This is a genomic window from Pseudomonas sp. MF09150 (assembly GCF_059862355.1).
This window is the reverse complement of the sequence record NZ_JCBCUS010000002.1, coordinates 46,975-67,689: the sequence shown is the minus strand read 5'-3', so window position 1 is coordinate 67,689 and position 20,715 is coordinate 46,975. Positions and strand designations below refer to the sequence as shown.

The 20,715-nt window shown below is 63.5% G+C and carries 20 protein-coding genes; 12 read left to right on the top strand and 8 right to left on the bottom strand.

Annotated features, from left to right (window positions below; translation table 11 throughout):
* Positions 1–501: 501 nt before the first annotated feature.
* A complete protein-coding gene (locus tag AC19YX_RS09860) occupies positions 502–2,166 on the bottom strand; it encodes a response regulator (protein WP_078469635.1) in 1,665 nt (554 codons plus the stop codon).
* Positions 2,167–2,447: 281 nt separating this feature from the next.
* On the opposite strand from AC19YX_RS09860, the gene AC19YX_RS09855 reads away from it, so the two are divergent.
* The 5 genes from AC19YX_RS09855 (at position 2,448) to AC19YX_RS09835 (ending at position 7,794) form a co-directional block, all read left to right on the top strand.
* A complete protein-coding gene (locus AC19YX_RS09855; RefSeq protein WP_020299158.1) occupies positions 2,448–3,515 on the top strand; it encodes a DUF2333 family protein in 1,068 nt (355 codons plus the stop codon).
* A 3-nt stretch (positions 3,516–3,518) separates the two neighbouring features.
* A complete protein-coding gene (locus AC19YX_RS09850; RefSeq protein ID WP_020299159.1) occupies positions 3,519–4,055 on the top strand; it encodes an NUDIX hydrolase in 537 nt (178 codons plus the stop codon).
* Positions 4,056–4,252: 197 nt separating this feature from the next.
* Entirely contained in the window at positions 4,253–4,624 is a 372-nt protein-coding gene (locus tag AC19YX_RS09845; protein ID WP_500606164.1) for a translation initiation factor Sui1, read from the top strand.
* Between the two features lie 223 nt (positions 4,625–4,847).
* On the top strand, positions 4,848–6,761 hold the full coding sequence (speA, locus tag AC19YX_RS09840) for an arginine decarboxylase (protein WP_020299161.1): 1,914 nt from the start codon (positions 4,848–4,850) through the stop codon (positions 6,759–6,761).
* Positions 6,762–6,918: 157 nt separating this feature from the next.
* Positions 6,919–7,794, top strand: a complete 876-nt coding sequence (locus AC19YX_RS09835) for an alpha/beta hydrolase (RefSeq protein WP_500606163.1) — start codon at positions 6,919–6,921, stop codon at positions 7,792–7,794.
* Here the strand turns inward: AC19YX_RS09835 and AC19YX_RS09830 are convergent.
* Complete coding sequence (locus AC19YX_RS09830) at positions 7,788–9,134, bottom strand: MATE family efflux transporter (protein WP_500606162.1); 1,347 nt, start codon at positions 9,132–9,134, stop codon at positions 7,788–7,790. The genes AC19YX_RS09835 and AC19YX_RS09830 overlap by 7 nt on opposite strands.
* 95 nt (positions 9,135–9,229) lie before the next feature.
* Entirely contained in the window at positions 9,230–9,523 is a 294-nt protein-coding gene (locus tag AC19YX_RS09825) for a hypothetical protein (RefSeq protein WP_020299164.1), read from the bottom strand.
* A gap of 204 nt (positions 9,524–9,727) precedes the next feature.
* Here AC19YX_RS09825 and AC19YX_RS09820 point away from each other — a divergent pair, with 204 nt between their 5' ends.
* The 5 genes from AC19YX_RS09820 (at position 9,728) to AC19YX_RS09800 (ending at position 14,126) form a co-directional block, all read left to right on the top strand.
* Positions 9,728–10,030, top strand: coding sequence for a MazG-like family protein (locus tag AC19YX_RS09820; RefSeq protein ID WP_500606161.1), 303 nt, complete (start codon positions 9,728–9,730; stop codon positions 10,028–10,030).
* Positions 10,030–10,779: a methyltransferase gene (locus tag AC19YX_RS09815; RefSeq protein ID WP_078469639.1), complete on the top strand. Its 750-nt coding sequence runs from the start codon at positions 10,030–10,032 to the stop codon at positions 10,777–10,779. Before AC19YX_RS09820 ends, AC19YX_RS09815 begins: the two co-directional genes overlap by 1 nt.
* Positions 10,780–10,790: 11 nt before the next feature.
* On the top strand, positions 10,791–11,399 hold the full coding sequence (locus AC19YX_RS09810; protein ID WP_078469640.1) for a DUF4136 domain-containing protein: 609 nt from the start codon (positions 10,791–10,793) through the stop codon (positions 11,397–11,399).
* A 41-nt stretch (positions 11,400–11,440) separates the two neighbouring features.
* The gene (locus AC19YX_RS09805) at positions 11,441–11,998 is read left to right on the top strand and encodes a DUF4136 domain-containing protein (protein ID WP_421548826.1); all 558 of its coding nucleotides are present in this window, start codon (positions 11,441–11,443) and stop codon (positions 11,996–11,998) included.
* Between the two features lie 133 nt (positions 11,999–12,131).
* The gene (locus AC19YX_RS09800; RefSeq protein ID WP_421548825.1) at positions 12,132–14,126 is read left to right on the top strand and encodes a pilus assembly protein TadG-related protein; all 1,995 of its coding nucleotides are present in this window, start codon (positions 12,132–12,134) and stop codon (positions 14,124–14,126) included.
* Here the strand turns inward: AC19YX_RS09800 and AC19YX_RS09795 are convergent.
* A complete protein-coding gene (locus AC19YX_RS09795) occupies positions 14,111–16,864 on the bottom strand; it encodes a PAS domain-containing sensor histidine kinase (protein ID WP_421548824.1) in 2,754 nt (917 codons plus the stop codon). The two genes, AC19YX_RS09800 and AC19YX_RS09795, sit on opposite strands and share 16 nt — an antisense overlap.
* Complete coding sequence (locus AC19YX_RS09790) at positions 16,861–17,298, bottom strand: TadE/TadG family type IV pilus assembly protein (RefSeq protein WP_078469644.1); 438 nt, start codon at positions 17,296–17,298, stop codon at positions 16,861–16,863. The genes AC19YX_RS09795 and AC19YX_RS09790 overlap by 4 nt, the downstream gene beginning before the upstream one ends.
* A 76-nt stretch (positions 17,299–17,374) precedes the next feature.
* Between AC19YX_RS09790 and AC19YX_RS09785 the strand changes: the two genes are divergently transcribed.
* Together AC19YX_RS09785 and AC19YX_RS09780 are read left to right on the top strand one after the other, a co-directional pair.
* On the top strand, positions 17,375–17,845 hold the full coding sequence (locus AC19YX_RS09785) for a prepilin peptidase (protein ID WP_020299172.1): 471 nt from the start codon (positions 17,375–17,377) through the stop codon (positions 17,843–17,845).
* A gap of 113 nt (positions 17,846–17,958) precedes the next feature.
* The gene (locus tag AC19YX_RS09780; protein ID WP_500606160.1) at positions 17,959–18,759 is read left to right on the top strand and encodes a response regulator; all 801 of its coding nucleotides are present in this window, start codon (positions 17,959–17,961) and stop codon (positions 18,757–18,759) included.
* Between the two features lie 55 nt (positions 18,760–18,814).
* Here AC19YX_RS09780 and AC19YX_RS09775 read toward each other — a convergent pair whose 3' ends face one another.
* The 3 genes from AC19YX_RS09775 to AC19YX_RS09765 are packed head-to-tail and all read right to left on the bottom strand — an operon-like array spanning position 18,815 to position 20,714.
* Entirely contained in the window at positions 18,815–19,081 is a 267-nt protein-coding gene (locus AC19YX_RS09775) for a DUF3613 domain-containing protein (protein ID WP_020299174.1), read from the bottom strand.
* Positions 19,082–19,099: 18 nt separating this feature from the next.
* Entirely contained in the window at positions 19,100–19,819 is a 720-nt protein-coding gene (locus AC19YX_RS09770) for a tetratricopeptide repeat protein (protein WP_500606159.1), read from the bottom strand.
* A 10-nt stretch (positions 19,820–19,829) separates the two neighbouring features.
* Entirely contained in the window at positions 19,830–20,714 is an 885-nt protein-coding gene (locus tag AC19YX_RS09765) for a type II secretion system F family protein (RefSeq protein WP_500606158.1), read from the bottom strand.
* Between the last annotated feature and the right edge of the window lies 1 nt (position 20,715).

Genomic DNA, 20,715 nt, shown 5'->3' with positions numbered 1-20,715 from the left:
GGGCGTTGGCGCTGTCGGTGCTGCTGGCGTATTGGCTGAGCTGTTCAAGGTTGGCCCCCAGCTCGCGTTCGGCCTGCAGCAACAGGGCCTGCGGGTCGCCGGCCAGCTTGCCTGCGGCCAGCAGATCACTCTTGCTGAACTGGTCGAGGCTGGCCAGGCTCGGGCGCAGGCTTTGCGCCAGTTCCGGGGGCAATTGGCCGAGCTCGTTCTGCAGGGTTTCGACGGCCTGGCTGGCGCTGCTCAGGCGCAGGGCGTCGCCGCTGGCCAGGTAGTCCTCGATATTGCGCGCCACGTCGCTCTGGAACTGCTGGGACAGGCCCAGGTAATGCTCCATCAGCAGATAGGGGCGCTCCAGGGCCCGCTGCGACCACCACAGGGTCGCGCCCAGGGCCAGGCACACGGCAACGAGTAACAGGGTATTGAGATTGGTCAGCAGCTTCAGGCGCATCGGGGCTCTACCAACGACTTGAATGGTAAGCGCCTGAATTTATTGCGTTTGTGTTACAGGGTTATGACCGAATCGGCCGATTCGGTGGAAAAGATAGCACTTTGATGTCGCGCTGCCTGGACCCGGTTGCGGCCGCTGTTCTTGGCGCGGTAGAGCGCTTCATCGGCCTGGCTGGCCATCATCAGGCTGTCGGAATCTTCGCGCAGTTCCACCACCCCGGCGCTGAAGGTGCACCACAGGTCCTGGGGCTGCGCGGGGTAGTGGATTTCGGCGAAGCGCTGGCGGATTTCGTCCAGCACCTTGCAGGCCGATTCGACGTCGGTGTCGGGCATGACGATGGCGAATTCTTCACCGCCGTAACGGCCGATAAAGTCGGTCTTGCGCAGGCGTTGCTTGAGAAACAGCGCCAGGCTCTTGATCACCCGGTCGCCCATGGGGTGGCCGTGGCTGTCATTGACCCGCTTGAAGTGGTCGATATCGAGCATGGCAAAGCTCAGCGGCTTGCTTTCGCGGCGGGCGCGGAAGCTGCAGTCTTCGAGCAGTTGCAGGATATGGGTGTGGTTGTACAGCCCGGTCAGGCTGTCGCGGACCATCCGCGCCTTGAGGTTGCGTGCCCGTGCCGCGCGGTTGCGCACGGTAGTGATCAGGTGGCGCGGCTTGATCGGCTTGGTCAGGAAGTCGTCGCCGCCTTCGCTCATGGCGTCGAGTTGCTTGTCCAGGTCGTCTTCGGCCGACAGGTAGATGATCGGCACGCTGACATAACGGTCGTTATGGCGGATCACCTTGGCCAGCTCGGTGCCGGTGCAGGCCGGCATGTACATGTCGAGGATGATCAGGTCCGGCTGGAAATCCGCCAGCTCGGCCATGGCCTGGATCGGTTCGATCAGGGTGCGGGTGACAATCCCGGCGCTGTTGAGCAGGCGCTCGGTGTGCATGGCCTGGGCCCGCGAGTCGTCGATGATCAGCACCTTATAGGGCTCGTACTGGGCGACGCAGGTCAGGACTTCGATTTTCTCCAGCAGGCTCGAGGCTTCCAGGGTTCCGGTGAGGAACTCCTGGCCACCGGCACGCACCGCCGCGAGGCGGGTCGGGGTGTCGGTTTCGTGGAGGCTGAAAAACAGCAGCGGCAGTTTGTGTTCCAGGCCTTCCTGGGCTTCGGCCGCCAGTTTCAGGCCTTGGCCGGCGCCGCTGAAGTCGACGTCGATGACGATCGCCGCCGGCAGGCGCTCGACCATGGAGGCGCGAAACGCATCGACGCTGTCCAGGGACTGGGCACTGAGACCGAAGAACTCCAACTGCTTGGCCAGGCGTTCGGCGCGATCGTGGTCTTGCAGCATCACGTAGATCGGCTTGCGCAGGGGCGGCAGGAAGGTTTGTTCCAGTTGGTCGCCGTGGCGCAGGCCGGTGCGCGACAGGCGTTGCATCAGGCGGTTGAGGTCAGTGATCAGGCCACTGCTCAGGCGTCCGCGATTGGCATCCACGGCGCTCAGCGAATCGCTGATGCTGCGGGCCAATTGGCTGTGTTCGGGTTGTTCGAAACGTTCGGCGAAACGCAGCAGGCGCAGGTTGGCCTCACTGAGTTCGGACATGTCGGCGGTGGACCATTCGCTGCGTTGCAGGCGTTGCCATATCTCAAGAATCTGACGTGCCTGATGAATTACCCGCTGGGCAAAGTGGTGCTTGAGGCGCTCACGGCTGGGGTCTTCTGGCTCGGTCATATCCTGACTACTAGTTAGGCTGCATGCTGAGGTCGACTGGTGGCTCTATGCTAGCACCTCTTTTCAATCCTATGAGTGTCGTACGTCAATAATCTGCAATGCGACCTGATTCATTTCGCGACCGACTGGTCGCATAGGCTGTGGGCTGTGCTTCATTTATAGTGGCGCGTCGATCTGCGGCGGTGCTCCGGGTCACGGGCGATTAATCCGCTCGGTGCCCGGCACGATGGAGTAGGGTTGTGGTCGAACCGATGAACTCAAGTGATTGAAAGGATATAGCCATGCTGGACTGGAAGAATCGCGCAGGCAGCGCGCCGGATCGTGCTGCCGAACCCAAGTCGGCGACACGCAGCTATTTCGGTGGCCTGCTGTTCAGCCGCGCCCTGGCCACCCTGGTGGGGCTCTACCTGCTGGTGACCATTGCCCTGGGCTGGTATTGGAGCCAGGAGCCGGCTCTGTTTCCGGTGCAGCAGAATGCCCAGATCGCCGCCGAGAAAGAAGGCAAGCAGATGGTCATCGGCTACACCACGGTGGAAACCCTGAAGACCGTGGCCGGGACCCTGCTGGACAAACCGGGTGGCTATATTTCCAACGACCGTTTTCCGCCGGGCCTGTGGATGGACAACATGCCGAGCTGGGAGTACGGCGTGCTGGTCCAGGTCCGCGACCTGACCCGCGCCCTGCGCAAGGATTTCGCCCGCTCGCAGTCGCAGTCCGCTGAAGATGCCGACCTGGCCAAGGCCGAGCCGCGCTTCAACTTCGACAACAAGAGCTGGGTGCTGCCGTCCAGCGAATCGGAATATCAGGATGGCATCAATTCCCTGAGCCGCTATCAGGCTCGGTTGTCCGATCCGAACCAGAAGGGCGCGCTGTTCTATGCCCGCGCCGATAACCTCAACAACTGGCTGGGCGACGTCGGCACCCGCCTGGGTTCGCTGTCCCAGCGTCTGTCGGCCAGCGTTGGCCGGGTCAAGCTCAATACGTCGCTGAAAACCGAAGCGCCGGCCGTGGGCCAGGTGCCGCAGGTCGATGAAGAAGTGGTCGAGACCCCGTGGATGCAGATCGACAACGTGTTCTACGAAGCCCGTGGCCAGGCCTGGGCGCTGTCGCACCTGCTGCGCGCCATTGAAGTCGATTTCGCCGACGTGCTGGCGAAGAAGAACGCCACCGTCAGCGTGCGTCAGATCATTCGTGAACTGGAGGCTTCGCAGGAGCCCGTATGGAGCCCGATGATCCTCAACGGCAGCGGTTTCGGGGTATTGGCCAACCACTCGCTGGTCATGGCCAACTATATTTCCCGCGCCAACGCCGCAGTCATCGACCTGCGTCAACTGCTGAACCAGGGCTGATTCATGTCCGCCTCCCACGACGAGGCCGCGCACCGTGCGGCCTCGGATGCAGAACATATCGCCTGGGTCGACGGTGAAGACCAATTGCTCGGGGCCATGGTCCGCTCGCAGTTGCGCGAGCGCGGGCTGATCGGCCGTGGCACCTATATCCTGCTGTTCAACTCAGCCGGTGAGCTGTGCGTGCACCGCCGTACCCTGAGCAAGGCCATCTACCCGGGTTACTGGGACGTGGCGGCAGGGGGCATGGTGCTCGCCACCGAAACCTACGCCGAGTCGGCGGCCCGTGAACTGGAAGAAGAGCTGGGGGTGGGCGGCGTCGAGCTGACCGCCCATGACCACTTTTACTTCGAGGACACCGGCAACCGCCTCTGGTGCTCGGCGTTCTCCGCGGTGTGGGACGGTCCCCTGCGCCTGCAGCCCGAAGAGGTGCTGGAAGCGCGGTTTCTGCCGATCGATGTGGTGCTGCAGGAAATCCAGGAAAAGCCCTATTGCCCGGACTCTCTGGCGGCCCTGCAACGCTATCTGGCCCGACGTCGTTAAAGTTGCATAAATTGACGCTGATTGGCTCTTAGCAACGGGGCTTTTTGCCGTTACACTGCGCGACTTTTCAAGCTGAACCGGCGGTGCTTTTATCGGCGCCCCGGTCCAGTAGCGCTGCCCCTGCCTGAGTGGGGCTTCGCGGTCGATGGCACGGCCTTGTGCTTCGACCAGTCTTTGTCCTCCCAAGAGGATTGCCGGTGGCCAAAAAAGCCGCATCCTTCGCCGCCCTTGGTGGCCTGGTATTTTCCACCGACGCAGGTCGACATTGCCCGGACTGTAGCCAGCCGGTGGCAGCCTGCATCTGCAAACAAACCGCTATCCCAGCCGGCGACGGCATTGCTCGCGTGCGTCGCGAAAGCAAGGGCCGTGGCGGCAAGACGGTGACCACCATCACCGGCGTGCCCCTGGTCGAAGACGCGCTCAAGGATCTGGCAACGAGCTTGAAGAAGCGTTGCGGCACCGGTGGCGCGTTGAAAGACGGCGTGATCGAGATCCAGGGTGATCATGTCGAGCTACTCTTGGCCGAGCTGATCAAACACGGTTTCAAAGCGAAGAAGTCCGGCGGCTAGCAGCCTCTGTGAAAACCACCCCCTCGACTTGATGCAGCCGGTTCATAGCGGCTCGTGCGTCGTCTCCATGGTTTTCACAGAGCCTGTTCATGACCGGTTTCTAAACTCGGCACGGCAACTGAGGTCTACCCCCTCGTTGCAGGCTAATCGTCATTTTCATTCTTTAGACTGCGCCAGCCTTCGATAGGGGTGGCGCTCTATGACTTCTTTATAGGGGACTTCGATGTCCGTACGACGCACACGCAAAGACGATGGCAGCCAATGGACAGTTGCGGACAGCCGCAGTGTTTATGGGATTCGCCATTGGGGGGCCGGGTATTTCGCGATCAATGACGCCGGTCGCGTCGAAGTTCGTCCGAACGGTCCGAACAGCTCGCCCATCGACCTCTACGAGCAAGTCGACGAGCTGCGCAAAAGCGGCCTGTCCTTGCCGCTGCTGGTGCGCTTCCCGGATATCCTGCAGGACCGCGTGCGCCAGCTGACCGGTGCCTTCGACTCGAACATCGAGCGCCTGGAATACCAGAGCAAATACACCGCGCTGTACCCGATCAAGGTCAACCAGCAGGAAGCGGTGATCGAAAACATCATCGCCACCCAGGACGTCTCGATCGGCCTGGAGGCCGGCTCCAAGCCCGAGCTGCTGGCGGTCCTGGCCCTGGCACCGAAGGGCGGCACCATCGTCTGCAACGGTTACAAGGACCGTGAGTTCATCCGCCTTGCGCTGATGGGCCAGAAGCTGGGCCACAACGTATTTATCGTGATCGAGAAAGAATCCGAAGTCGGCCTGGTGATCGAAGAAGCCGCCAATCTCAAGGTCAAGCCGCAGGTTGGCCTGCGAGTGCGCCTGTCGTCCCTGGCGTCGAGCAAATGGGCCGACACCGGTGGCGAGAAGTCCAAGTTCGGTTTGTCGGCGGCGCAGCTGCTGTCGGTGGTCGAGCGCTTCCGCGCGGCCGGCCTGGACCAGGGCATCCGTTTGCTGCACTTCCATATGGGTTCGCAGATCGCCAACCTGGCGGACTACCAGCACGGCTTCAAGGAAGCGATCCGCTACTACGGCGAGTTGCGCAACCTCGGCCTGCCGGTGGATCACATCGACGTCGGCGGCGGCCTGGGCGTGGACTACGACGGCACTCACTCGCGCAACGCCAGCTCGATCAACTACGACATGGACGACTACGCTGGCGTGGTGGTGGGCATGCTCAAGGAATTCTGCGATGCGCAGAACCTGCCGCACCCGAACATCTTCTCCGAAAGCGGCCGCTCGCTGACCGCGCACCACGCCATGCTGGTGGTGCAGGTGACCGACGTCGAGAAACACAACGACGACGTACCGCTGATCGAAAACAAGGAAAGCCTGCCGGAAACCGTGCAATGGCTGGTGGACCTGCTGGGCCCGACCGATATCGAGATGGTCACCGAGACCTACTGGCGCGCGACCCACTACATGAGTGACGTTGCGGCCCAGTACGCCGACGGCAAGCTGACCCTGGCAGAAAAAGCCCTGGCCGAGCAGTGCTATTTCGCCGTGTGCCGCCGCCTGCACAACTCGCTGAAAGCCCGCCAGCGTTCCCACCGTCAGGTGCTGGACGAGCTCAACGACAAGCTGGCCGACAAGTACATCTGCAACTTCTCGGTGTTCCAGAGCCTGCCCGACACCTGGGCCATCGGCCAGGTGCTGCCGATCCTGCCGCTGCACCGCCTCGACGAAGAGCCGCTGCGCCGTGCGGTGCTGCAAGACCTGACCTGCGACTCCGACGGCAAGATCAAGCAGTACGTCGACGAGCAGAGCATCGAGACCAGCCTGCCGGTGCACGCCCTGAAAGAAGGCGAGGATTACCTGCTGGGGATTTTCCTGGTGGGCGCCTATCAGGAAATTCTTGGCGACATGCACAACCTGTTCGGCGACACGGACTCGGTGAATATCTATCAGAAGGCCGACGGCTCGGTGTACAGCGCGGGTATCGAAACCCACGACACCATCGAAGACATGCTGCGCTACGTGCACTTGTCGCCCGAAGAGCTGATGACCCACTACCGGGACAAATGCGCCAGCGCCAAGATCAGCGCCTCGGAGCGCACCCAGTTCCTCGACGCCCTGCGTCTGGGCCTGACCCGCTCGTCGTACCTGTCGAGCTGATAAAGCCCTTACACGGCTGAACGATCGCGGTCTTTGCCGGTTCCTACCTTGTAGGTGCCGGCGCAGACCGCGATTTTTTTTGCCTGTGCATCCCTGCACGCCAGCTAGCCTGCTGCATAGGGCCTGGCGCCCGAACCACCGAACCTGGGGTAGCGCGATGTCGAATAAACGGATGCGGGTGTGGGTGCTGGCGGTCAGTGGGGTGCTGATGGCGATACTCAGTGGGTGTTCGCCGCTCAAGGTGCTCAATGCCCTGACCCCCAGCAGTTCGTTCAGCAAAGTCAGTGGGATTGCCTATGGCAGCGATCCGCGGCAGAAGCTCGACATCTATCAGCCCAAATCAGCAGTGCCGAATGCCCCGGTGGTGGTGTTTTTCTACGGGGGCAGCTGGAACAGCGGCTCGCGCGAAGACTACGGTTTTGTCGGCGAGGCCCTGGCCTCACGGGGCATGGTGGTGGTGCTGGCCGACTATCGCCTGTACCCGCAAGTGCGTTACCCGGCATTTTTGCAGGACGGGGCGCAAGCGGTGGCCTGGACCTACCGGCATATTGCCGACTACGGCGCCGACCCGGCGCGCCTGTATCTGATGGGCCACAGCTCCGGTGCCTACAACGCGGCGATGCTGGCCCTGGACCCGAGCCTGTTGGCGGCGCAGGGCCTGAGCCCGGCACTGATCAAGGGCTGGATCGGCCTCGCGGGCCCCTATGACTTTTTGCCGATCGCCAACCAGGACGTGCGCCCGGTGTTCTTCTACCCGGACTCACCGCCCGACTCGCAGCCCATCAACCATGTCAGCCGTGGGGCGCCGCCGGCGCTGTTGATGGCGTCCAGCAAGGACTCCCTGGTCAACCCGCAACGTAACACCGGTGGCCTGGCCACTACCTTGCGCCGGGCCGGGGTGCCGGTGCAGGAGTTCTACTTCTCCAGAACCAATCACGGCACCCTGGTGGCGGCGCTGTCGCGGCCCTTGCGCGGCCTGGCGCCGGTGCTCGAGCGAGTGACCGAATTCGTCGGCGCCACGCCCGCTCAGTGAGCCTTGGCGAACCAGCCGTCGGTTTTCTCCAAGTGCCAGGCAAAGGCCGCCAGGGTCAGGCTGCGCAGGGCCATGAACAGCAAAAAGGTCAGCCACAGGCCGTGGTTGCCGAAACCGCTCAGGGCCCAGGCGAAGGGCATCAGCATCAACACGCTGAGCAGCATGCCGTTGCGCATCTCACGGGCGCGGGTGGCACCGATGAACAGGCCGTCGAGCAGGTAGCTCCAGACCGCGATCAGCGGCAGGGCAGCGAGGTAGGGCAGGTAGATAAAGGCGGTCTGGCGCACCTCGGGGATGTTGGTCTGCATCTCGACAAACAGATGGCCAGCCAGCATGAACAGCGCGGCAAACCCCAGGCTGGCCAGCAGCGACCAGCCGCAGGCGACCACCAGTGAGCGGCGCAGGGCGCGTCTATCATGGGCGCCGATGGCGTGGCCGCACAGGGCTTCCACCGCATGGGCCAGGCCATCCAGGGCATGGGCGGTGAGCAGCAACCCGTTAAGCAGCAGGGCATTGGCCGCCACCGTGGCATCCCCCAGGCGTGCTCCCTGGACCGTGATCAGGAAAAACACCGATTGCAGGGCCAGGCTGCGAATGAAGATATCGCGATTGACCGCCAGCAGCGGGCGCCAGCTCTGCCAGCGGCGCAGCGCCTGCCAGGCGATCTGTCCCGGGTAGGCGCGCAGGGCCGGGCGGGTCATGGCCAGGCCGATCAGTGCCCCGGTCCACTCGGCGATCACCGAAGCCCGCGCCGAGCCGACCACACCCCAATCCAGGCCCAGCACGAACCACAGGTTGAGGGCGATGTTCACCAGGTTGGTGCTCAGCAGAATCGCCAGCGGCGCCCGGGCATTCTGGGTCCCGAGGAACCAGCCCACCAGGGCGAAACTGGCCAGGGCCGCTGGCAACCCGAGTAGCCGGGTGTGGAAAAAGGCGCGGGTCATCTGGTCGAGTTCCGCCGAGGGCTGCATCAGCTGCAGGGCCATGCCGCTCAGAGGAACACCGATCATCCCCAAAAGCAGCGCCAGACCTATGGCCAGCAACAGGCCTTGCAGCAGAATCTGCCGCAGCGCGGCGCCGTCGCCACGCCCGGCGGCCTGGGCGGCAAAGCCGGTGGCCCCCATGCGCAAAAAGCCCATGGCCCAGGCGAGGAAGGTATAGAGGCTGGCGCCGACGGCCACCGCGCCCAACTGGTGGGCGTGGGGCAGGTGGCCGATCACGGTGCTATCGACCAGGGCCACCAGGGGCACGGAGATATTCGAGAGAATCATCGGCGCAGCCAGCGCCCAGACCCGCCGGTGGGTCGGGCGGTGGCGCCAGTCGTTAATCAGGGGGGGCATGCAGGCTCCTTGCGAGAGCGGGCATTGTAGCCGCAGCGCACCTCGTCGCGGCGGCCGGAGGGCATTTTACCGGTAAGCGCGGCTCAGGCCGTGGCTCAGTGGACGACCCAGCTCAACAGCCACAGGCCTAGCATCAGCCAGATGATGCCCATGATGATCGAGGCCCGCATAAAGGCCCGCACGGCCGAGTACAACAGCATCAGGCCGATGATCAGTGCGGCGATGCTGATGATCGAGGTGTCCATGCCCAGGGTCCGCGACAGCCCGTCGACGAAGTTGCCGCCGGCGTGGGTCAGGGCGTTGAACAATCCGCTGAGGCCATCGACGATAAAACGGATGACCGAGCCCAGGGCCTGGCCGAGCCATTCGAAAAAGCTTTCTACCTGCATGGGGGTGTCCTGATCAGTGAGCGGCGTACTTGCCGGGTCTGTGCCTTGGGCCGTTGGATCGTCTGCCGAGTTCCCTTCAAGCATAGAACCGCTGGCGCGCGACAGCTGCCGGGCATTCTGTAGCAGGCGCCGGCCCGGCGATAGTGCGCGGTGCTTGCGTCCCATGGCCATCCCCCGGAAGCTATACGCCTTCAGGAGACCCCGATGAACCTAGACGAACTGACCCAACGCCTGCACGCCATTCGCGACCGCAATGACTGGCGGCAATTTCACAGCCCGAAGAACCTGGCCATGGCCGCCAGCGTGGAGATGGCCGAGCTGGTGGAAATCTTCCAATGGCTGAGCGAAGACCAGTCCCGCCAACTGCCTGCCGACAAGCTGGCCCATGCCGGCCAGGAAGTCGGCGACATCGTGCTGTATCTATTGCTGCTGTGCAGCGAGCTGGGGTTGGACATGGAACAGGTGGTGCGCAGCAAGCTGGCGGACAACGAACGGCGGTTCAGCTGATGAGCGACCGTCATTTCGATCAGTTGGCGACCCGTTTCGCCGAAAAAATCTACGGCGGTGCCAAGGGTGCGATTCGCCTTGCGGTGTTGCAGGCGGATCTCGCCGAGGTGCTGCCGGATCGCCCATTGCGGGTGCTGGATATCGGCGCCGGGCTGGGGCATATGTCGCTGTGGCTGGCCGAGCGTGGGCACCAGGTAACCCTGGCCGAACCCGCAGCACCGATGCTTGAAGGGGCACGCCAACGTTTCGCCGATGCCGGGCAGGTGGCGACCTTTATCCAGGCGCCGTGGCAGGAGCTGCTGGGCCAGCTCACCGAACCCTACGACCTGGTGCTGTGCCATGCCGTGCTCGAATGGCTGGCCGAGCCTCACGCGATCCTGCCGGTGCTGCATCAGCTGACGGCCCGCGATGGCTGGTTGTCGCTGGCCTTCTATAACCGCGATGCCTTGATTTACCGCAACCTGCTCAAGGGCCACTTCCGCAAGATGCGCAGCAACGACATGGCCGGCGAGAAGCAGAGCCTGACCCCGCAGCGGCCCCTTGATCCGCGCGAACTGGCGGCGCAACTTGAGGGCCTGTGGACGGTCGAAACCCAGAGCGGGGTCCGGGTGTTCCACGATTACATGCCGGTGGAGTTCCAGGCCCGTGCCGAGCTGGTGGATTTACTGGAAATGGAACTGGCTCACCGTCGTCACCCAGGCTTTGCCGGGCTTGGGCGTTATCTGCACTGGATGTGTCGTCCGGTTTAACGGAGCGCAAAATGAACCGCCGTCTTGCTCTGATCCTGTTGTGCACCGGGCTTGCCGCCTGCCAGGGCAGCAATCCTTACGTCGCCAGCTCCACGCCGATACCGCCGGCGCCGCCGCAAGCGGCCACCACCTTCGACCGCAGCGCCTACCCGGCGCCGCAGCGTGACTACGGACGCTACCGCAATTGGGCCTGGCTCAACGGGCGCCTGCCCAGCGGTTCGGCCTGGGCCGACTCGGCGCAGGTGGCCGAAGCGGTCAGCAATGCCCTGGATCAGCGCGGCTTGCGCCCCGTGCATGACAACCGGCCGGCCGACCTGTGGGTGAGTGCCGACCTGCATCTGGAGAAGCGCCTGCGCCAGGAGCGGGACGACTACGGTTACGGCGGCTATGGCGGTTATAACCGGTACGGCAACGGTTACGGGATGTATGGCAGCGTGCCGGTGGTGCGCACCTACGAGGTGGAAGTGGTCGTGGTGCGGGTCAACCTGTTCGACGGCGGCAGCGGGCAGCCGGTGTGGAGCGCCAGCGCCGAGACCAGTAGCCGCGGCAGCTTGAGCGAACGTGCCGATGCGTTGCGCAAGGCTGTGGAAAAGGCCATGCAGGCGTATCCTCCCAGCTAGTGGCAACTGTTCAGGTCCCTGTCTTGAGCCGGAGAAAAATCATGTTCCGTCGTCTCGCTTTACTGGTCGCTGCCGTGCTGCTCAGTGCTTGCGCCGCCAACCAGATCAACCATGACTTCGACGCCAGTCGCGACTTTGGCGCGTACCGCAACTGGAGCTGGAAAGAGCCCGGCCTGCAGTACCGGCCCGATGACCCGCGAATCAAGAGTGACCTCACCGAGCAGCGCATCCGCCAGGCGGTGGCCGATCAACTGGACCAGCGTGGCCTGCGTCCGGCCGCAGCGGGCACCCGGCCTGACCTGAATGTGCAGGCCTACCTGATCGTCGAAGACCGCCAGCAGCAAGTCACCACCAATTATGGCGGCGGTTGGGGTGGGCCCTGGAATGGCTACTGGGGCGGGCCGATGTACAACGAGACGCGCAATATCACCTACAAGGTGGCGACCATCCAGATTGACCTGCTCGATGACAAGGACGGCAAGCTGGTATGGCGCGGCAGCGACGAGCAGATGCTCAGCAGCACGCCGAACCCGGCTGACCGCAGCGCCGCAGTGCGTGCCACCGTGGCCCGCATCCTGAGCAACTACCCACCCCGCTAAGCCTTCCCACCCGCCCGCAGGCACCGCCAGTCGCCTGCGTCGGCCCCTTGCCTGCGCGCTGTCGCGGGCTTGACTACACTGCTGAACATCCAGGGAGATGGCACCCGGCATCGCGCCGGTAAAGGAGTGCTCCGTGTATCGGTGTGTGCAGTTTTCCGGGCCGGGCCACCAACGTGGCGCCATCGGCCTGATAGCGGCGGTGACCTTGGGTCTGGCGCTGCTGTTCATGTTGCTGGTGATCGACAGCGGTCGGCTGTACATGGAGCAGCGCAAGCTGCAACGGGTCGCCGACAACGCCGCGCTGGAAGCCGTGAGCCGTGGCGGCACCTGTCTGTCTGGGCTGACGGCTGCCGCCTACGCCGGGCAAAGCGCGGTACGCAACGGCTTTGTCGTCGACGCCGATACCACCCTGGTGACCACCTGTGGCTCTCTGGTGACCGGTGCCAACAACCTGCGTACCTACACGGTGGATGCCACTCAGTCTTCGGCGGTCCGAGTGATTGCCAGCGACGCGGTTTCCACCAGTGTCGCCGCCGGCATCGGCGCGCTGTTTTCCGGTGGCCCGGCCAGCTTCAATACCCGGCTCACCGCCACCGCTGTGGCAGCCGTACCCACCCCGTCCGTGGCGCAGTTGACCATTCGCAGCACGCTGGCGACGATCGATAGCACCAAGTCGAATCTGCTCAATCCAATTGTCGGCGGGCTGTTGGGCGGCAGTGTGAGTGTCACGGCTGCGGGCTGGACCGGCTTGCTCAACACCAACATCAACCTGCTCAGTTACCTCAACCAACTGGCGATCAACCTCAACGTGGCCGCCGGCAACTACACCCAGTTGCTCAACACCACGGTGAGCATCACCCAATTGATCCAGGCGGCGGCCACTGTGGTTCAGGCCAATGGCGCGACGGCCGATGTGATGACCGCCCTGGGCAACCTGCAACTGGCGGCGGCCAATGCCACGCCGGTCAAGCTCGGTGATCTGCTCAATCTGCAGACCGGCCTGCCCACGACCGCGCTGGATGCCAGTCTGCAACTGTTCCAACTGGTACAGGCGGTGGTGCAGTTGTCCAACAGCAAAAGCGCGGTGGCGGCGACCCTGCCGGTCAACGTGCTGGGGTTGGCCAACATCACGGTGCAGGTCAAGGTGATCGAGCCGCCGCAATTGTCCGCCCTCGGCGATCCGAAACTGGCCAAGGCCAACCCCCTGGGGGCCAACCGGATCTATGTGCGTACTGCCCAGGTACGCACTCTGATCACGGCCAACCTCACAGGGCTGGCCGGGGTCACCGGGATTGCAAATGCCCTGTTGGGACTGGTGGGCAACCTGACCCCGACCCTCAATAGCCTGTTGAGCCTGAACCTGGCGGCGACCATCGATTCCCTGGGCTGCCTGCTGGGCGCGGGCTGCGATCAGATCGACCCCAGGCTATTGCCATCGCCGCAACTGAGCATCGCCCTGGATGCCGGTGGCGGCGTGACCTACGTCACTGACTACAGCTGCCCGACGGGCGCGGTCGGAACCAAGAGCCTGACTGCGCACACCATCACCTCGCTGGCTGATCTGAAGGTCGGCAAGATTGACCCGACCAATGCCTTCTCCTCATCGGCCGAGCCCACGGTAACGCCGTTGCCGGTGATCGACCTGGGGATCTGGACCTGCCACAAAATCCTTGGCCTCGGCAGTTGTGGCCCCGCACGCACGGCGTTTGCCGCCGGCGGGATCGGCCTTATGGTCGACAGCCCGGTGGTGAAGACCAGCCAGGATCTGGTGTACTCCAGCGGCACGCCGTTCGCGACACCGCCCAACGTCAAGCTGCCGCCGACTTACCAGACTGCGGCGCCAAGTACCAATATCGTCGGCAGCCTGGCCAGTACCCTGGCCGGAATCAACCTGGTGACCTACCAGCCGGTGGGTGCCAACCCCCTGGGCTCGATAGTCGCGGGTGTGGGTGGGCTGGTCAGTGGTGTCACCAACCTGCTGATGCCATTGATCAGCGCTGTAATCAGCCCCGTGCTCGACCCCTTGCTCAACAACTTGTTGTCGTCCCTGGGGATCAGCCTGCTGGGGGTCGACGTCGGCGCCAACCTGACCTGTGGCCAGACCGGCAAGGCTTACCTGGTGATCTGATCGGCCTGGATTATTGGCAGTTCGATGCAGAATCGCGCGCCTTCAGTACCGTTCTCGACGCTGAGGTAGCCGCCCATGTTTTCCACGATGCCATAGCTCACCGATAGCCCGAGCCCCGTGCCCACGCCCACCGGCTTGGTGGTGAAAAACGGTTCGAAGATCCGCTCCAGCAGGCGTGGGTCGATACCGCCGCCATTGTCCTCGACCCACAGCCGTACCTTGTGCGTATCACGCTCGGCGTGCAGGGCGATCCAGGGCTGGAAGTCCGGCTGTTTCTCGCGCTTGCCCAGCAACGCATCCCGGGCGTTGACCATCAGGTTGATCAGTACCTGCTCCAGCTGATCGGCATAGCCCTGGACCTGCACCTCGAAACCGAAGTCGCTGATGCGCAGTTCCACACCTTTGCCGCGCATCGCTTCGGCCAGCAACGACAGCGTGCCGTCCACCGCCTGTGCCGGGTTGAAGGGCTGCTGTTCGATCTCCGAGCGCCGGCCGAACACCCGCATATGGTCCACCACCCGCGCGGCCCGTTGGACCTGGGCGTCGATGCGCTTGAGCTTGTCCTGCAGGTAGTCGACCTGTACATCACCGTTACCCAGGCGCTTGAGGACATTGACGATGGCCATGCTCATCACGTTCAGCGGCTGGTTGATCTCGTGGGCGAGGCCGGTGGCCATTTCACCGAGGGTGGCCATCTTCGCGCTCTGCATCAGTTGCAGTTGGGAGCGGCGCACTTCGGTGTTGTCGCGGCCCACGGCCTGGACCTCCAGCAGCCGGCCCTGGGCATCGAACACGCCGCGGTCCGACCAGACCCACCAGGCATGTTCGCGACCCGGCAATTGCAGGCTGATTTCCGCGGTGCTCACCGGTACGTCGGGGCTGAGCCGGCCGATACGCTGCACAAAGGCCTCTCGTTGCTCGTCCGACAGCCACTGTCCGAGGTTGCTGCCGGGCAGTTCTGCGGGCGCGCACTCCAGGTACGCCGCCAGGGGCCGGTTGCCGAAGGTCAGGGTCAGGTCGGGCTGGTAGCGGCAGATCATCGCTGGCGAATCTTCCACCAGGATTCGGTAGCGCTCCTCGCTCTGCCTGACCAACTCGGCGCTCTGGGTCGCCTCGGTGACGTCCAGCCACAGCCCGACCGCTTCGGTCGGCAGGCCCAGGTCGTCGCGCAGCAATTTGGCTTCGTCCAGCAGCCAGTGGTAGTGGCCCTGGCTGTCGCGCAGGCGATAGCGGCTGCGCACCGCGCCTTCACGCAGCAGTTGTCGGGTGCGCTGGAAATACAGCTCGCGATCATCCGGGTGCAGGCGCTCCGGCAGCGAGTCGTTCTGGCAGTCAGCCAGAGTCCAGCCCAGCAGCGGCTGCAGGCTGTCGCTGAAAAAACTGGGTTGCAGGGCGCCTTCGACATAGCGCTGTACATAAATCACCGCTGGCGAACTGGCGATCAGGTTGTTCAAGCGGGCGCAGGCAGCCGCGGCCTGCTGCTCCTGGTTCTTGATATCGCTGATGTCGAGCATGAACCCCACCAGTCGCTGGTTTTCACCCACCCCCAGGGCCTGGCCCTGGACCCGGTACCAGATCGCCGGCAGGCTCGGATCCGGGCGCAGCAGGCGCACGCACACCAGCAGCGGCTTGCCCTGTTCGAGGTCGCGCAAGCGGCTGCCCAGCTCCTGGCGATCGGCCGGGTGCACCTGTTGCAGCCAGTCTTCCAAAGGCAGGCGCGTGGTGTCGGTGTCCAGTTGCAGGCTGGCCGTCAGTTGCGGCGCCAACTGCACTTCGGCGCTATGTGGGTACAGCTCCCACCAGCCGGTGCCGAGCAGATCCTGCAAGGCTTCGAGCCGCTCCAGGTGCTGATGGTGGCGTTGTTCCCGCAGGCGCCCGAGCAAGGGGCCGGCCAGGGCTGCAGCCAGCATCAGCCAGTCGCGATCACTCAACTGCGGTGCCAGATGCTGCACCGGATACGGCGCGCACAGCAGCCAGGCGGCCAGGCCGTGGTCGTCACGGTAGGGCACCAGGAAACCCTCGTGATGGCCGAAGGCGCTGATCAGCCGTGGGTGCTCGCTGAGGCCATGGATCGGGTTCAGGTGCAGCGGGGCATTGCCGCTCAAACTGTCCAGGCTGGTGCCCAGTACCTGGCCGACGTGCCAGAGCTCGGGGGCATCATGGGCGGCGTAATAGCCGTGGATCTGCCAACGCTGGTCCTGCTCGTCGAGCAGGGCCAGGGCGATACAGGGAACGCGCCAGCGCTGGGCCAGGCTCTGCAGTTGCTCGTTCAGCACCTCGGGCAGGCGCGCCATGCTGCACAGGCGCAACTGTTCGCCGATGTGCGCCGCCAACTGCTGGCAGTGTTCGCGGATTCGCGCCTGCTCGCGCTCTTCAAGCAAGTCGCCGATATCCAGCAATTGCAGGATCCAGCCCTCGGCCAAGGGTTGGACCCAGCCACGCAAATGCAGGGCCTGGCCCCCCAGGCGCTCGAAGTCCAGGTCCAGGGTCTGCCCGGTCCAGTCGGCCGGGCGGCCTTCGACACTGGTGCGGCTGTGGGGCAATAGAAATTCGCTCAGTAGCGGCTGCTCGCTGGGCGCCTGTTGCCCCAGGGCATGGCGCAACGGGCCGGCCATATGCAGCACCCGGCCCTGGGCATCGAGTTGCAACTGCAAGCCGATAGCCTGAGGGACAACGAGAGGGGCAGGGGCCGCCTGGCGACCCAGGATGCGGTCGAACAGGGTGTCTCCTGAACTCAAAATTGCAGGCTCGACGAGGCGGTCAGGGTGGTTGGCAGGCTGGGAACGGTGCCTATCCCGGGCAGTACCAGAAACGGCACCACCTGGTTCAGTTTGCTGGTGGGGTAGTTCACGCTCACGGTCAGCACGCCGCCGCTGTACACCGAGCTGTAATCGGTGGCGGCGAAGTTGAAGGCCGATGGAATCCACGCCAGTTGGGTGGCGATCACCGAGTTGGCGAGGTTCTGCACCGTGGTGCCGTAGTTGGCGGTATTGGGGTCGACCGCCACCGCGCGCCGCACGGCTTCGGCAGTGGCCTCATTGAATGACTGCATCATCAGCAGCGGCAGGCTATAGCTGACCAGACCATAAAACACGGCAAAAAAGATCACGAACACCGCGGCGAACTCTATCGCCACGGCGCCTTTTTGCTTGCGGGGGAGGCTCGATTTCATGACTGCGTCTACCCTGACACTGGCTGCCTGATATTGAGCATAGGACCATTCCGCCAAAAGGGACGTTTTTTACCGGATGCCGTATTTCGTACTGTTTATCTGGCTGGCGCTCTGCGCGGCGCAGGACATCCATCAGCGCCATATCGCCAACAGCCTGACCCTGGGGGCGGCGGCGTTGGCCCTGGTTTACCTGTTATGGACCGGCAGCACCTGGCTGGGGGCCAATGCGGCGCAGGGCGGCTGGGCGTTGCTGCTGGCCCTTGCGTTCACCTTGCCCGGTTACGCCATGTCGCGCATGGGCGCGGGGGATGTGAAGCTGCTGGCGGCGTTGGGGCTGGCGACCGATCATCTGTATCTTTTAGGCACCTTTATCGGTGCCGGGGTCAGCAGCCTGCTCTGGGTGTTGCTCGCGCCAAAAGTCTGGCCCCATATAAGTCAGAAACTTAGGTTGCGCCTGCAATATCTTGATCCAAAACAGTCAAAAAAATACGCCTTCGCGCCTTTCGTCCTGGTGGGAATGGTCTTGACTGTCCTCTGGATCCACTAGTCGCCGTGCCCTCTAGCGCTATGTACATAGTCGGAAAGTACGTCTAGGTTTAATTTGTGTATCGGCCCTTATTGCGGGCGGAACAGGAGCGGTCAGGCTCTGGCTGACCAGGCATGGAGTTACATGTGAACAAGCCTAGATTGCAGATGAAGGTGCTGGTCGTCGACGACCAACCGTTGATCGTCGAAGAGCTCTGCGAGTTTCTCGAGAGCAGTGGTTACCGATGTGTCCCCTGTGAATCAAGCCGCGAGGCCATCGAGCGTTTCAGCGAAGACGCTGAGATCTCCCTGGTGCTCTGCGATTTACATATGCCGGGCCTGGATGGCATTCAGCTGGTGCAGGAGCTGCAACGCATTGCCGGCAAACAACGGGTGTTCGAGGCCATCATGCTGACTGGCCGCGCCGAGAAGCAGGACGTGATCAAGGCCCTGCGCGCCGGGATCGCCGACTACTACCAGAAGCCAATCAATCTGGACGAATTGCTCGAAGGCCTGCAACGCCAGGAAGTGGCCCTGCAGGAACGGCAAAAAAACCTGCACCTGGGGCACTTGAACCAGAAGCTGCAATTTCTTTCCGAATCCATCGACGACCTCTACCAGGACCTCGACAAGGTGCGCCGCGCCCCGCAAACCGTGCGCGGCGAGGACACACAGGCGCTCAGCGATGCCGAGGCCATCGAGATGCCGGCCATTTTCCACCAACTGTCACCGCGTCAACTGGATGTGGCGCGACTGGTGGGCAAGGGCCAGACCAACTATCAGATTGCCTGTGAGCTGGGCATCACTGAAAACACCGTGAAGCTGTATGTGTCCCAAGTGCTGCGCCTGACCCATATGCATAACCGCACCCAATTGGCCCTGGCGCTGTCTCCGAGCAATTCGGGGTTGCGCCAGCGCGGGGTGACCGCCCACTAGGCCGGACCACTGCCCAAGCCGGGCAGTGGCTAATTGACCGTTACCTGCCCGCCGCTTATTTGGTAGAAACCTTGCCGCCTGCATCCGGATCGTAGAAGTCTGGAATCTCGTAGCTGTATTTTTTCAGCCAGCGCTGCAGTGCCAACTCGCGTTCGGTGGGTGTGGCGGTCTGTGGGATCTGTGAAGCGACCTTGTTGCGATTCTGCAGCAGCAACCAGCCTTCGGTTTCCTGTTGCTGGGCCGAGGCCGGCCCCGGCTCTATGGCCTGGGCGGCTACGGGCAGCATCAGCAGGGCGATGCAGCAAAGAGTCTGCGGCTTCATCATGAGCACTCCTTTGGCTTACTTGATACTCGGTGACAACGGATCGTCGACTACAGCGACCTGGCCCTTGGCTGCCGAACTGCCGACCGGCGCCTTGAGTTTCTGCGCGCGCTCCTGGGCCTGGTTGAATTGCTCCGGGCTCAGGCCGGCGCGGCTGACCACCTCGGCCGCCTGTTTCCAGTTGTCCTGATAGATCAGCAGGGTCACCAGGTTGACCGCTGCCAGTGGGTCGTTCTGCTTGAGTTCGATGGCGGTGAGGAACTCGAAACGGGCGTCTTCAATACGCAGTTGATTGAGGTAGACCACGCCCAGGTCGTTGCGGATTTTTTCATTGGTCGGTGCCAGCAGCGCGGCGCGTTGCAGATGGGCCTGGGCCTGACCGTTATCGCCCCGGCGGGCGGCAATCTGCCCGAGGCCGTGCTCGGCGTCGGCCGCCAGGCAAGTGCCAAGCAGGCTGCGATACAGCGGCTCGGCTTCGCTGCGGCCCAGCAGCCGGTAGACCTTGGCCTTGCGCAGGCGCACTTCACCGAGGTTTTCCGGCAGGCTCTGCAGGTTGGCCAGGCTGGCGTGCAGCTTGCCTTCATTGGCCATGTCGTCGGCCAGGCTCAGCGACAGCTCCTGATCGGGGCTGGGCTTGGCGCAACTGGTTGAGGACGTCAGGGCGGCCCAAGGCGTTTGTCCATTGGTGGCACAACCGCTGAGCAGCACCAGGCTAATCATGGCGAGTATGACTTTCATCAGGTTCCCTCTAGGAAGCAAAAGCCCGGGCGATGGCGGTGAATCCAGGCCCTGCCAATACGATCAGCAAGGCCGGGAATAGAAACAGCATCATCACCACCGACATCTTGGCCGACATTTTCGAGATGTATTCCTGCAGGCGCGTCAGGCGCCGATCGTCGAGCAACTGCTTGAGCGACTGCAGCGATTTCATCGCGCCGCCGCCCTGCTGGATCAATTGCTGGAGGATCACGCAGGTGTCGGTGAATTCATCGACCGCCAGCAGCACGGCGGTCTGGTTCAATTCGTGGCCTAGCTCAAGCCCGGAGTCGACCCGGGTCAGGATCAGGCGCAACTCGTGGGTCAATTGCGGCAGAAGTTTTTGCCCTTCGCTGGCCAGTACGCGCAACGCCTGCTCCACCGCCATGCCCGACTCGAAGAGGATGCGCAGCAGCGGGATAAAGGTGGAGACCTCGATCGCGATCAGTTTCTGCCGGCGCTTGGCCAGGTAGGCCAGGGCCCGCTTTGGAATCAGGTAGCCGGCACCCGCCGCCAGCAGCGGTGCCAGCCATTTGTTGTCGGCCTCGGGAAACAGCAGCTCCTGGACAAACAGCGCCACGCCCAGCACCAGCAGCGGCACGCCGACCTGGCAGGCGGCGAACAACGAGCGCTGGCTGGCGCGGCGCCAGCCCATGCGGTTGAGCAGGGTCAGGGTCTCGCTGTCGATGCTCACCGAGCGCTGGCCGAAGCGGCTGTCCCCCAGTATCCGCAGCCAACTGCTCAGGCGGTTGTCGCGGACCATATGGCCTTGCAGGCGCTGGGTCACCTGGCGTTCGCGCCGGCGTTGTTCCAGCAGGCTGTTGGCGACCAGCAACAGGGCGCCGAGAAACAGCAGGGCACTTGCCAGGAGGGCCATC

Coding starts and splice junctions, on each gene's coding strand:
- AC19YX_RS09780 (WP_500606160.1), top strand. CDS start 17,959: ATGGAGTTACATGTGAACAAGCCTAGATTGCAGATGAAGGTGCTGGTC.
- AC19YX_RS09835 (WP_500606163.1), top strand. CDS start 6,919: ATGTCGAATAAACGGATGCGGGTGTGGGTGCTGGCGGTCAGTGGGGTG.
- AC19YX_RS09805 (WP_421548826.1), top strand. CDS start 11,441: ATGTTCCGTCGTCTCGCTTTACTGGTCGCTGCCGTGCTGCTCAGTGCT.
- AC19YX_RS09860 (WP_078469635.1), bottom strand. CDS start 2,166: ATGACCGAGCCAGAAGACCCCAGCCGTGAGCGCCTCAAGCACCACTTT.
- speA (WP_020299161.1), top strand. CDS start 4,848: ATGTCCGTACGACGCACACGCAAAGACGATGGCAGCCAATGGACAGTT.
- AC19YX_RS09850 (WP_020299159.1), top strand. CDS start 3,519: ATGTCCGCCTCCCACGACGAGGCCGCGCACCGTGCGGCCTCGGATGCA.
- AC19YX_RS09855 (WP_020299158.1), top strand. CDS start 2,448: ATGCTGGACTGGAAGAATCGCGCAGGCAGCGCGCCGGATCGTGCTGCC.
- AC19YX_RS09765 (WP_500606158.1), bottom strand. CDS start 20,714: ATGGCCCTCCTGGCAAGTGCCCTGCTGTTTCTCGGCGCCCTGTTGCTG.
- AC19YX_RS09815 (WP_078469639.1), top strand. CDS start 10,030: ATGAGCGACCGTCATTTCGATCAGTTGGCGACCCGTTTCGCCGAAAAA.
- AC19YX_RS09775 (WP_020299174.1), bottom strand. CDS start 19,081: ATGAAGCCGCAGACTCTTTGCTGCATCGCCCTGCTGATGCTGCCCGTA.
- AC19YX_RS09830 (WP_500606162.1), bottom strand. CDS start 9,134: ATGCCCCCCCTGATTAACGACTGGCGCCACCGCCCGACCCACCGGCGG.
- AC19YX_RS09810 (WP_078469640.1), top strand. CDS start 10,791: ATGAACCGCCGTCTTGCTCTGATCCTGTTGTGCACCGGGCTTGCCGCC.
- AC19YX_RS09825 (WP_020299164.1), bottom strand. CDS start 9,523: ATGCAGGTAGAAAGCTTTTTCGAATGGCTCGGCCAGGCCCTGGGCTCG.
- AC19YX_RS09820 (WP_500606161.1), top strand. CDS start 9,728: ATGAACCTAGACGAACTGACCCAACGCCTGCACGCCATTCGCGACCGC.
- AC19YX_RS09770 (WP_500606159.1), bottom strand. CDS start 19,819: ATGAAAGTCATACTCGCCATGATTAGCCTGGTGCTGCTCAGCGGTTGT.
- AC19YX_RS09785 (WP_020299172.1), top strand. CDS start 17,375: ATGCCGTATTTCGTACTGTTTATCTGGCTGGCGCTCTGCGCGGCGCAG.
- AC19YX_RS09790 (WP_078469644.1), bottom strand. CDS start 17,298: ATGAAATCGAGCCTCCCCCGCAAGCAAAAAGGCGCCGTGGCGATAGAG.